At 58.2% G+C, this 11,797-nt stretch carries 7 protein-coding genes; 5 read left to right on the top strand and 2 right to left on the bottom strand.

Annotated elements, in window-relative coordinates:
* Positions 1-46 precede the first annotated feature (46 nt).
* Positions 47-3,178 (bottom strand): exonuclease subunit SbcC, encoded by a 3,132-nt coding sequence (sbcC, locus tag HMPREF3143_RS01640; RefSeq protein WP_070531524.1) that lies wholly within the window; start codon positions 3,176-3,178, stop codon positions 47-49.
* Positions 3,175-4,380, bottom strand: coding sequence for an exonuclease subunit SbcD (gene sbcD, locus HMPREF3143_RS01635; RefSeq protein ID WP_039023723.1), 1,206 nt, complete (start codon positions 4,378-4,380; stop codon positions 3,175-3,177). Before sbcD ends, sbcC begins: the two co-directional genes overlap by 4 nt.
* A gap of 187 nt (positions 4,381-4,567) precedes the next feature.
* Between sbcD and phoB the strand changes: the two genes are divergently transcribed.
* The 5 genes from phoB (at position 4,568) to malZ (ending at position 11,738) form a co-directional block, all read left to right on the top strand.
* Positions 4,568-5,257, top strand: coding sequence for a phosphate response regulator transcription factor PhoB (phoB, locus tag HMPREF3143_RS01630; RefSeq protein ID WP_008503265.1), 690 nt, complete (start codon positions 4,568-4,570; stop codon positions 5,255-5,257).
* A gap of 21 nt (positions 5,258-5,278) precedes the next feature.
* The gene (gene phoR / locus HMPREF3143_RS01625) at positions 5,279-6,574 is read left to right on the top strand and encodes a phosphate regulon sensor histidine kinase PhoR (protein ID WP_008503264.1); all 1,296 of its coding nucleotides are present in this window, start codon (positions 5,279-5,281) and stop codon (positions 6,572-6,574) included.
* 409 nt (positions 6,575-6,983) lie between these two features.
* Positions 6,984-8,303, top strand: a complete 1,320-nt coding sequence (gene brnQ / locus HMPREF3143_RS01620; RefSeq protein WP_008503262.1) for a branched-chain amino acid transporter carrier protein BrnQ — start codon at positions 6,984-6,986, stop codon at positions 8,301-8,303.
* 81 nt (positions 8,304-8,384) lie between these two features.
* The gene (gene proY, locus HMPREF3143_RS01615; protein ID WP_032656531.1) at positions 8,385-9,758 is read left to right on the top strand and encodes a proline-specific permease ProY; all 1,374 of its coding nucleotides are present in this window, start codon (positions 8,385-8,387) and stop codon (positions 9,756-9,758) included.
* A 162-nt stretch (positions 9,759-9,920) separates the two neighbouring features.
* The gene (gene malZ / locus HMPREF3143_RS01610; protein WP_032656533.1) at positions 9,921-11,738 is read left to right on the top strand and encodes a maltodextrin glucosidase; all 1,818 of its coding nucleotides are present in this window, start codon (positions 9,921-9,923) and stop codon (positions 11,736-11,738) included.
* Positions 11,739-11,797: the final 59 nt, after the last annotated feature.

The following is an 11,797-nucleotide window of genomic DNA, read 5'->3' as shown; positions in this document are numbered from 1 at the left end:
CCGGGTGGCGGCTACGCCTTACCCGGCCTACATGTGGAGTGGACCTTTACTGCACGGCAAATTCTTTATCCAGCTTGCTGTACCCCAGCCCGTTAATCTTCTTCACTTTGATCTGCACCGGAATACGCTCTTTCATCGCCTCGACGTGGCTGATCACGCCAATGGTTTTCCCGGTGGCGTTCAGCGCGTCGAGCGCATCCAGCGCGGTATCCAGCGTCTCACTGTCGAGCGTGCCGAACCCTTCATCCAGGAACAGGGAATCGATTCGCGTTTTATGACTCACCAGATCGGAAAGCGCCAGCGCCAGCGCCAGGCTGACCAGGAAGCTCTCGCCGCCGGAGAGGGTGCGGGTATCGCGGACCGCATCCGCCTGCCACGTATCTACCACTTCCAGCTCCAGCGCGTCGCTGGCCTTACGCTGCAATAAGTAACGCCCGTGCAGACGGTTAAGCTGCTGGTTAGCCAGCCAGACGAGATTGTCCAGCGTCAGCCCCTGGGCGAACTTACGGAACTTGTCGCCGGTGCTGGAGCCGATCAGCGCGTTCAGATAACCCCAGTCATCCGCCTGGCGCGCGGCCTCTTCAATTTGCTGCATCAACGCCAGCTGGTGCTGCCGGTTATCGCTGTCCTGCTTAAGCTGCTGGCGGATCTCGCCCTGATGCGTGGTGTTCTCGCGCAGCTGTTGCGCCAGCTGCTGCAGCTGGCTTTGCAGCGTGGCGGCATCGGCGTCGAGCCCTTCCGGGCGCAGCGCCAGATGAGACTGCAGCTGCTGGTTAGCTTGCCCGGACAGCGCCGCGGCCTGCTGGATCTGGTTTTCCAGCGACTGTTTCAGCTGTTCAAGGTGGCGAATAGCATCGTCATCCAGCAGGGCGGCAAGAAACGCGTCCTGGTCGGCAAAGCAGCTCGCCGAGCGCGCCGCGGTGAACTGCGTCTGCGACTGCTGCAGGCGCTCTCGCTCCAGCCCTTCCTGCTGCTGTTGCGCGGTCAGCTCGCTTTGCAGCGACACGCACTCGTCGTGGATGGCGCGCCAGTTATCAGGAATAACCGGTTCGGCGTCTTCGCTGTTCGTTGCCGGAAGCGCGTCGAGCAGCGGCTTCAGGGCGTTTATGCGTTCCTGAAGCACGCCGTGCTGCGTTTGCTTCTCCTGCCACTGCGCGAATTCCGCTTCGCGGGCCTGAAGCCAGGCGACTTCCTGACCCTCTTCAGGTGCGTTAAGTGAGAGCGCGAGCAGGGCATGTTCCAGCGCCTGCCGCGTGGCCGCCAGCTGCTGCTGATACTGCCGCTCCTGCGCGTCCTGTTCGTTGAGCTGGTTCTGCAGGGTGAGACGCTGACTGAGCTGATAAAGCTGGCGCTCGTACTGTTCCTGTTCGTTCAGCCATGGCGCGATATCGTCCTGAATATTCAAGGTAATGTTCAGGGACGTGCAGGCTGCCACCCACTCTTTAGTGAGCGCTTGCTCTTCCTGAGAAAGCGTCTGCGCGTCGTCTGTCTCGCGCTGGATCTGCTGAGTCAGGGCATTGACCTGTCCCAGCACCAGCAGGCCTTCCTCTTTAAGGGCGACGACCTCTTTTTCCAGGGCATCACGGCGGCGCTGGTTATCCGTCAGCTCAAGCGACTGATATTGCTCAACGGCGGGATGTTCACAGGAACCGCACAGCGGACAGGGTTTGCCCGCCTCAAGCCGGGAGCGGTAATGCTCCAGCTTCTTAATTGTTGCTTCGGTTTCGCACAGGGCTTTTAGATCGAGATAGTGCTGGTTTTTCTCTTTGTACTGCTGGCGGCGCAGCGTCAGCGTTTCATTGAGTTTATTTTGTTCGGCCTGGGCCTTCTGCACGCTTTCACTGCTCTGGCGCAGGCGCTTTTGCAGCGGCTGATAGCGGGCATGCAGCGACGTCAGCTGCTGGCGCAGCGTGCGGGACCTGGACTGCTGCTCCATGGCCGCGCTGACCTCATCCGCCGTCAGCGTCAGCGCGTTTTCCGGCATCGCAGCCAGCCTGTTGCGTAATTCACCTATCCGCGCAGCAAGCGAGGCTAACTGCGTTTTATCGCGGTTAAGCTGAGAGAACTGGGCGCGCCAGCCTGCAATCTCCTGGCCTAACAGACGATAGCGCTCGTGCTCCGTCAGCCACTGCGCCAGCGCCGTCAGTTCGGCCTGTAGCTGCTCGTGGTTACGCAGGGCGGTATTGCGAATACGTGAACGCAGCGCGGTTCTGGCTTGTAAGCGAGTATTTACTTCGATAATTCGCTGCTGCGTTTGTGCCAGACGCGCGGTTTGCTCCTGCTGATGCTCCCAGAGCGGTCGCAGCTGGGCGGCGGGCAGAGCAAGCTGCAGTTTTGCCAGCTCAGGCGCAGCTTCCGTCAGCGCCTGTTGCGCCTGCTGCTGCATCGCGGCGGCGCGCTGTTGCTCGCGCACGAGCTCATCATGGCGCGTAAGCCACTGAAAATGTTTCTGTTGGTTTTGCTGCTGTTCCAGCAGGGTTTTCTCTGCGTCAGTAAGTGCCTGCAAACTTTGCTGTAACTGCTGCTGTTGTTCTTCGCTCAACAGCACGACGCCCGCCGCCTGCGCCTCGCACTTTTCAAGCACGCTGCGGGCCGCTTTGTGTTTCTCAAACACCATGGCGGAAATCTGACCGTAGATTTCGGTGCCGGTCAGCTCTTCCAGCAGCTCGGCGCGATCGCTCGGCTTGGCATTAAGGAAGGCGGCAAACTGCCCCTGAGAGAGCAGCATCGAGCGGGTAAAGCGCCCGTAGTCCAGCCCGGTGAGTGCGGCGGTTTGCTCCAGCTTATCCGTCACTTTGTCGGCCAGGATTTTGCCATCTTCGCAGCGCGCCAGCTCCACGCGCGGCGCCTGCAGGTTACCGTCCGGCTGGTTGCGCGCCCGGTTCTGGCTCCAGAAGGCGCGATAGGCGGTGCCTTTTACCTCGAACTCCACTTCCGCCAGACATTCGGCGGTGTCGCGGGTCATCAGGTCATTTTGCGCCTGGGAGACTTTATTCAGGCGCGGCGTTTCGTGATAAAGCGCCAGACAGATGGCGTCGAGCAAGGTGGTTTTACCTGCCCCGGTTGCGCCGGTGATGGCAAACAGCCCGTTGCTGGCAAACGGCTCAGCGGTAAAGTCAATTTTCCACTCGCCCTTGAGGGAGTTGAGATTTTTCAGGCGCAGGCTCAGAATTTTCATGCGTTTTCTTCCTCATCATTGAGCGCATGCAGGGTATGGCTGAACAGTTCGCTGAGTCTTGCGCGCTTCGCATCGTCAATCTCCTCCTGTGAGAGCCTGCGTTCAAATACCTCTTCGACCCCCAGTTCACTGAGCGTTTCGCGTTGAGCGCTTAGCAGAATTTTCTCGCGCTGCTCGCGGCTGCGGCGCACCAGCAAGACCTCTACCGGCAGGTCTTCGGTCAGCGCCTGGATTTTCCGCTGCATATCGTGCAGGTAGTCGTCGGTGGTGATTTCGATGTCCAGCCAGATGGGGGGATCTTGCTCGACGCCGCGCCACTGCTCCAGCTGGGCGGTGATGGCATCGAGATCGCCTTTAAGCACCGCCAGCGGTTGAGTTACGGGCACCTCCAGCGTGTCGACGGCGCTGAGTTTGCCCTCGCGAAAGCTCACCAGATGCACGGATTTGGCTTTGCCCGTTTCGTCAAAGCTGAGCGAAAGAGGCGAGCCGCAGTAGCGGATGTGCTCGCAGCCGCCGACGATCTGCGCCCGGTGGATGTGACCGAGCGCAATGTAGTCGGCGGGCGGGAAGTGCTGCGCCGGAAAGGCATCCAGCGTGCCGATATAGATGTCACGCACGGCGTCACTTTTACTGGCCCCGACGGTGGTGAGGTGCCCGGTCGCAATCACCGGAATCGGCTGGTCACCGCGCAGGGCACAGGCTTCGGCGTGCTGCTGGCGGTAATAATCGGCGATCGCCTGTAACAAATGCTGCTGCTTTTCCGCGCCCGACAGCCCCGCCTGGCTTTGCACGATGTCGCGCGGACGCAAAAAGGGAATCGGACACAGTACCGCCCCGGGCGACCCGTCGCGCTTTTTCAGGATCTGCGGGGCGTGCCCGGCGCTGGCGACGACGGTGGTATTGAGAAACGCCAGGATGTCGCGGGATTCGTTAAGCGTCGCGACGGAATCATGGTTGCCGGCGACAATCACCAGATGACAGCCGGTTTGCTGCAGATTCACCACGAAGCGGTTGTACAGCTCACGGGCATAGCTCGGCGGCGAGCCGGTATCAAAAATATCTCCCGCCACGATAATCGCGTCCACCTCATGCGTCCGGGCCGTTTCCAGCAGCCAGTTCAGGAACGCTTCATGTTCAGCCGCACGGCTTTTGCTGTAAAAATTTTGACCCAGATGCCAGTCCGAGGTGTGAAGTATGCGCATAGCTGATCCGTGGCAAAAAAGAGAAAGCAGGATTATAAACGTTCAGAGAAGGGAAAATAACCGCTGTAATAAAACAACAGTTTGCCATTTATAGTGGTACTGTTTTTCATAAATCTGTCATAAATCTGACGCATAATGGCGCCGAATTACAAACTTGTAACGTAAATAAGATAAGACAGGGCAAAGTATGGCGAGACGTATTCTGGTCGTAGAAGATGAAGCTCCAATTCGTGAAATGGTGTGCTTCGTGCTCGAGCAAAACGGCTTCCAGCCGGTTGAAGCGGAAGATTATGACAGCGCAGTGAACCAGCTGAATGAACCCTGGCCCGATCTGATTCTGCTGGACTGGATGCTGCCCGGCGGCTCCGGACTGCAGTTTATCAAACACCTGAAGCGTGAAGCGCTGACCCGCGACATCCCGGTTGTGATGCTTACGGCGCGCGGAGAAGAAGAGGATCGTGTGCGCGGTCTGGAGACCGGCGCGGACGATTACATTACCAAACCGTTCTCCCCCAAAGAGCTGGTGGCCCGCATTAAAGCCGTGATGCGCCGTATTTCGCCGATGGCGGTGGAAGAGGTGATTGAGATGCAGGGGCTGAGCCTTGATCCGACTTCTCACCGCGTGATGACCGGTGAAAATCCCCTCGACATGGGGCCTACCGAATTTAAACTTCTGCACTTCTTTATGACCCACCCGGAACGCGTGTACAGCCGCGAGCAGTTGCTGAATAACGTCTGGGGAACTAACGTGTATGTCGAAGACCGGACGGTTGACGTACATATCCGCCGCCTGCGAAAAGCGCTGGAACTGAGCGGCCACGATCGCATGGTGCAGACGGTCCGCGGCACGGGTTATCGTTTTTCTACCCGTTTCTGAACAATGACAGGAGTGTGACGCGTGCTGGAACGTCTGTCATGGAAAAGGCTCGTCTTTGAACTGATCTTATGCTGTATTCCGGCCTTCATTCTGGGGGCCTTTCTTGGACATCTGCCGTGGTTTCTGCTGGCGTCGGTCACCGGGCTGCTGATCTGGCATTTCTGGAACCTGCTGCGCCTCTCCTGGTGGCTGTGGGTTGACCGAAGCATGACGCCGCCGCCCGGAAGCGGCAGCTGGGAGCCGCTGCTGTACGGTCTGCACCAGATGCAGATGCGAAATAAAAAGCGCCGCCGCGAGCTGGGAAGCCTGATTAAGCGTTTTCGCAGCGGTGCGGAGTCGCTACCGGATGCGGTCATTCTGACCACCGAAGAAGGGACGATCTTCTGGTGTAACGGCCTGGCGCAGCAGCTGCTGGGCCTGCGCTGGCCGGACGATAATGGCCAGAATATCCTCAACCTTCTGCGTTATCCTGAGTTTACGCTGTACCTGAAAAAGCGTGATTTTACCCGTCCGCACAATCTCAAGCTCAATAACGGTCGCCATCTGGAGATCCGCGTGATGCCCTACAGCGATAAGCAGTGGCTGATGGTGGCGCGCGATGTCACCCAGATGCACCAGCTGGAAGGGGCGCGCCGCAACTTCTTCGCCAACGTCAGTCACGAATTGCGTACCCCGCTGACCGTGCTGCAGGGCTACCTGGAGATGATGCAGGAGCAAACGCTGGAAGGTGCGCCGCGTGAAAAAGCGCTGCACACCATGCGCGAGCAAACGCACCGGATGGAAGGCCTGGTGAAGCAGCTGCTGACGCTCTCGAAGATTGAAGCAGCACCCACGCTCGCGCTGAATGACACCATTGATGTGCCAATGATGCTGCGGGTCGTGGAGCGTGAAGCGCAGACGTTAAGCCACAAAAAGCACCACCTGACCTTTGAGGTCGACAACACGCTAAAGGTGCTGGGCAGTGAAGATGAGCTGCGCAGCGCTATCTCCAACCTGGTGTATAACGCGGTAAACCATACGCCGGAAGGGACGGAGATCGTGGTGCGCTGGCAGCATACTCCAACGGGGGCCGAGTTTAGCGTGGAAGACAACGGGCCGGGGATCGCGCCGGAGCATATTCCGCGTCTGACCGAGCGCTTCTATCGCGTGGATAAAGCGCGATCGCGGCAGACGGGCGGAAGCGGCCTGGGGCTGGCGATTGTGAAACACGCGGTGAATCACCATGAAAGCCGTCTCGATATTCAGAGTACCCTGGGTAAAGGAACCCGCTTCAGCTTCGTGATCCCGGAACGATTAATTGCCAAAAAGATCGCCTGACGGCAGGCGTGTCATTTTACCTTTCCACGGGTCAGCCATCGCTGGCCCGTTTGCTTTGCAGTCAAGCGAAACGCGTGTGAATTTTATACGGCTGGCTGTTTTTTGTTCGCATGATTAGCCATGGGTTTTTCTTATAATTAGCGTATTGTGCTGGAGTGTATTTTCATGCTGGCATATTGTTCTGGTTTTACGATCCCACCTTGCCTTTAAACGTTATAAGCGTTTAAATTGCCCCCCAGATACTGTCAGACCGACTGTATTTGCGTGGTAAATCGAAAAACTATTCTTCTCCACGCCAGGACGGGAGCATATCCCGCTAAAATTGAGCAAATTTTCGGCTGTATCGTCCCGTCAGGGGCAGCGAAAATCTCAATGTTTTCAACACCACATCCACAGGCAGTAAGGTTTTATGACCCATCACTTAAAATCGCGTGACATCATCGCGCTGGGCTTTATGACATTTGCGCTGTTCGTTGGCGCAGGCAACATCATTTTCCCTCCAATGGTTGGCTTACAGGCGGGTGAACACGTCTGGACCGCCGCGTTTGGTTTCCTGATTACTGCCGTGGGTCTGCCGGTGCTGACCGTCATCGCGCTGGCGAAAGTCGGCGGCGGTGTGGATAGCCTCAGCACCCCGATTGGCAAAGTGGCGGGCGTTCTGCTGGCTACCGTCTGCTACCTGGCCGTGGGTCCGCTGTTTGCCACCCCGCGTACCGCGACCGTTTCCTTCGAAGTGGGTATTGCTCCGCTGACCGGTGACGGCGCGATGCCGCTGTTCATCTACAGCCTGATCTATTTCGCTATCGTGATTCTGGTTTCCCTCTATCCGGGCAAGCTGCTGGATACCGTGGGTAACTTCCTGGCTCCGCTGAAAATTGTGGCGCTGATTGTTCTGGCGGTGGCGGCTATCGTCTGGCCTGCAGGCCCGATTAGCGACGCGATGGACGCCTATAAAAACGCCGCGTTCTCTAACGGCTTTGTGAACGGCTACCTGACGATGGATACGCTGGGCGCGATGGTGTTTGGTATCGTTATCGTTAACGCCGCGCGTTCCCGCGGGGTGACCGAAGCGCGTCTGCTGACCCGCTACACCATCTGGGCTGGCCTGATGGCCGGTGTAGGCCTGACGCTGCTGTATCTGGCGCTGTTCCGCCTGGGCTCCGATAGCGCGATGCTGGTCGACCAGAACGCCAACGGTGCGGCTATCCTGCACGCCTACGTCCAGCACACCTTCGGTGGTGCAGGCAGTATGCTGCTGGCGGCGCTCATCTTCCTGGCCTGCCTGGTTACCGCGGTTGGCCTGACCTGCGCCTGTGCTGAGTTCTTTGCGCAGTACCTGCCGCTCTCTTACCGTACCCTGGTGTTTATCCTTGGTATCTTCTCCATGGCGGTATCCAACCTCGGTCTGAGCCACCTGATTCAGGTCTCTATTCCGGTACTGACGGCGATCTATCCGCCGTGCATCGTGCTGGTGGTGCTGAGCTTCACCCGCCCGTGGTGGAACAACTCCTCACGAATTATTGCGCCAGCCATGTTTATCAGCCTGATTTTTGGTATCCTTGACGGGATTAAAGCATCAGCGTTCGCTGAAATTCTGCCAGCCTGGACACAGCGTCTGCCGCTGTCCGAGCAGGGTCTGGCCTGGCTGATGCCTACCGTTGTTGCACTGGTTCTGGCGGTTATCTGGGATCGTGCTGCAGGGCGTCAGGTCGCATCGAACGCCCATTAATCAACGGCAACAAACTGTTTAACCACGGGGCTTAAGGCCCCGTGGTTTTTTGTTTTTTTCGTGTTGAATGGCAAGATTTAAATGGAAAGCACTAACAAACTTAAACGTGGATTGAGCACGCGCCACATCCGCTTTATGGCGCTGGGCTCTGCTATTGGCACCGGTCTTTTTTATGGCTCGGCAGATGCCATCAAAATGGCCGGTCCAAGCGTGCTGCTGGCGTACATCATCGGCGGCGTGGCGGCGTATATCATCATGCGCGCCCTCGGCGAAATGTCGGTTCATAACCCCTCCGCCAGCTCCTTCTCCCGCTACGCGCAGGAAAACCTCGGCCCGCTGGCCGGGTTTATCACCGGCTGGACCTACTGCTTCGAAATCCTGATTGTGGCAATAGCCGACGTAACGGCGTTTGGCATCTACATGGGCGTCTGGTTCCCGGCGGTGCCGCACTGGATCTGGGTGCTGAGCGTGGTGTTGCTCATTTGCGCCGTCAATCTGATGAGCGTGAAGGTGTTCGGCGAGCTGGAGTTCTGGTTCTCCTTCTTCAAGGTCGCCACCATTATCATCATGATTGTGGCCGGTTTCGGGATCATCATTTGGGGGATTGGCAACGGCGGGCAGCCGACCGGGATCCATAACCTCTGGAGCAACGGCGGCTTCTTCAGCAACGGCTGGCTCGGCATGGTGATGTCGCTGCAGATGGTGATGTTCGCCTACGGCGGTATCGAGATTATCGGTATTACTGCCGGGGAAGCGAAAGACCCGGAGAAATCCATTCCGCGCGCCATCAACTCGGTGCCGATGCGTATTCTGGTGTTTTATGTGGGTACGCTGTTTGTGATCATGTCCATCTACCCGTGGAATCAGGTGGGTACCAACGGTAGCCCGTTTGTCCTGACTTTCCAGCATATGGGCATTGCCTTTGCGGCTAGCATTCTGAACTTTGTGGTGCTGACCGCGTCGCTTTCGGCGATCAACAGTGACGTCTTTGGCGTGGGGCGTATGCTGCACGGCATGGCGGAGCAGGGCAGCGCGCCGAAGGTGTTCGCCAAAACCTCGCGCCGCGGCACGCCGTGGGTGACCGTTGTGGTGATGACCGTGGCGCTGCTGTTCTCGGTTTATCTGAACTACATCATGCCGGAGAACGTCTTCCTGGTGATTGCATCCCTGGCGACCTTCGCGACGGTGTGGGTGTGGATCATGATCCTGCTGTCGCAGATTGCCTTCCGCCGTCGCCTGTCGCCGGATGAGGCGAAAGCGCTGAAGTTCAAAGTACCGGGCGGGGTGGCGACGACCGTCGTCGGGCTGATCTTCCTGGTGTTTATCATTGGCCTGATTGGCTACCATCCGGATACCCGCATTTCGCTCTACGTGGGCTGCGCGTGGATCGTGCTGCTGCTGGTGGGCTGGGTGTTCAAATGCCGCCGCGACCGTCAGCTGGCGGAAGCGCAGTAACATCCTTTTCCCCTCTCCCTGTGGGAGAGGGTTAGGGTGAGGGCATCAGGCCGCACTGATGCCTCCTCCCCCGTCCTCCTCCCCCAATAAATCCCATCATGGTGAGCTATCCTTAACCACCCTGTGGCAAGGTGACGTCAATTTCATCAGAGGGGATTCGTGATGTTAAACGCCTGGCACCTTCCGGTTGCCCCATTTGTTAAGCAAAACAAAGACAACCTTGTGATTACGCTCTGGCTGGCGGGGGAAAACCAGCCCGATCGCGTGACGCTCCGCGCCGAAATCGATAACGAAGAGACCGGGTTGAAAATGCACAAGCTGCGCAGCCAGCCGCAGCCGGGTATTACCGCCTGGCGGGCGAATATCGATCTGAACAGCGGACAGCCGCGCCGCCGCTACAGCTTTAAGCTTTTGTGGAACAACCGCCAGCTGTGGTTTACCCCGCAGGGGTTTAGCCGTTTCCCGCCTGCACGGCTGGAGCAGTTTGCGGTCGATTATCCGGATAACGGCCCGCAGTGGGTTAACGATCAGGTCTTTTACCAGATTTTTCCGGACCGTTTTGCGCGCAGCGAAAAGCGCACTGCCGACCAGGATAAGATCTATTACCACCATGCCGCGGGCCACGACATTATCCTGAAAGCGTGGGATGAGCCGTTAACCGCGCAGGCGGGCGGCTCGACCTTCTACGGCGGCGATCTCGACGGTATCAGCGAAAAGCTGCCGTACCTGAAAAAACTGGGCGTGACGGCGCTGTACCTCAACCCGGTGTTTAAAGCCCCGAGCGTACACAAATACGATACCGAAGATTATCGCCACGTTGACGCGCAGTTTGGCGGCGACGAGGCGCTGCTGCGCTTGCGTAAGAATACGCAAAAAGAGGGGATGCGCCTGATCCTGGACGGCGTGTTCAACCACAGCGGCGATTCGCATGCGTGGTTTGATCGGCATAACCAGTCGATGGGCGGGGCATGTCATAACCCGGATTCGCCGCAGCGCGACTGGTACAGTTTTAACGAGGAGGGCCGCGCGCTGGACTGGCTGGGCTACCCGAGCCTGCCGAAGCTGGATTTCCAGTCGCCAACGCTCGTTAATGAAATCTACGGCGGCGAAGACAGCATCGTCCGACACTGGCTGAAGGCGCCGTGGAATATGGACGGCTGGCGTCTGGACGTGGTGCATATGCTCGGCGAAGCGGGCGGGGCGCGGAACAATCTTCAGCACGTCGCCGGCATAACGCGCTCGGCAAAAGCCGCACAGCCGGAAGCGTTCGTTTTTGGCGAGCACTTTGGTGACGCGCGCCAGTGGCTGCAGAATGATGCGGAAGATGCGGCGATGAACTATCGCGGCTTTACCTTCCCGCTGTGGGGATTCCTCGCCAACACCGATATCTCCTACGATCCAAATCATATCGACGCGGAAACCTGCATGGCGTGGATGGAGAACTACCGCGCCGGGCTGTCGCATCAGCAGCAGCTGCGGATGTTTAACCAGCTCGATAGCCACGATACCGCGCGTTTTAAATCCCTGCTGGGCAAGGATGTCGCGCGTCTGCCGCTGGCGGTGACCTGGCTCTTCACCTGGCCGGGCGTGCCGTGCATCTACTACGGAGACGAGGTGGGGCTGGACGGCAACAACGATCCGTTCTGCCGCAAAACCTTCCCGTGGGCACCAGAGAAACAGGACAAAGTGCTGTTCAGCCTGTATCAGCGGCTGGCGAAGCTGCGTAAGCAGAGTCTTGCCCTGCGCTACGGCGGCTGCCAGGTGGTATACGCTCATGATAACGTCGTGGTCTTTGCCCGCGTTTATAACCAGCAGCGCGTGCTGGTGGCGATTAACCGGGGCGAGGCCTGCGAAGTGGTGCTGGATGATTCACCGCTGCTGAATGTCGCTGCGTGGAAGAGCAAAGAGGGCAAGGCGACAATACAGGACGGCGTGCTGGCGCTGCCTGCAATATCCGCGACGATCTGGTTCGGCAGCTAATACGCTATTGTTTCCACCTTTTAAGATGGCGCAAATGCAACGATTTGTGTCAATCTTAA

Source organism: Enterobacter sp. HMSC16D10, assembly GCF_001807145.1.
Taxonomy (GTDB): Bacteria; Pseudomonadota; Gammaproteobacteria; order Enterobacterales; family Enterobacteriaceae; genus Enterobacter; species Enterobacter roggenkampii.
This window is presented reverse-complemented; position numbering and strand designations above follow the sequence as displayed.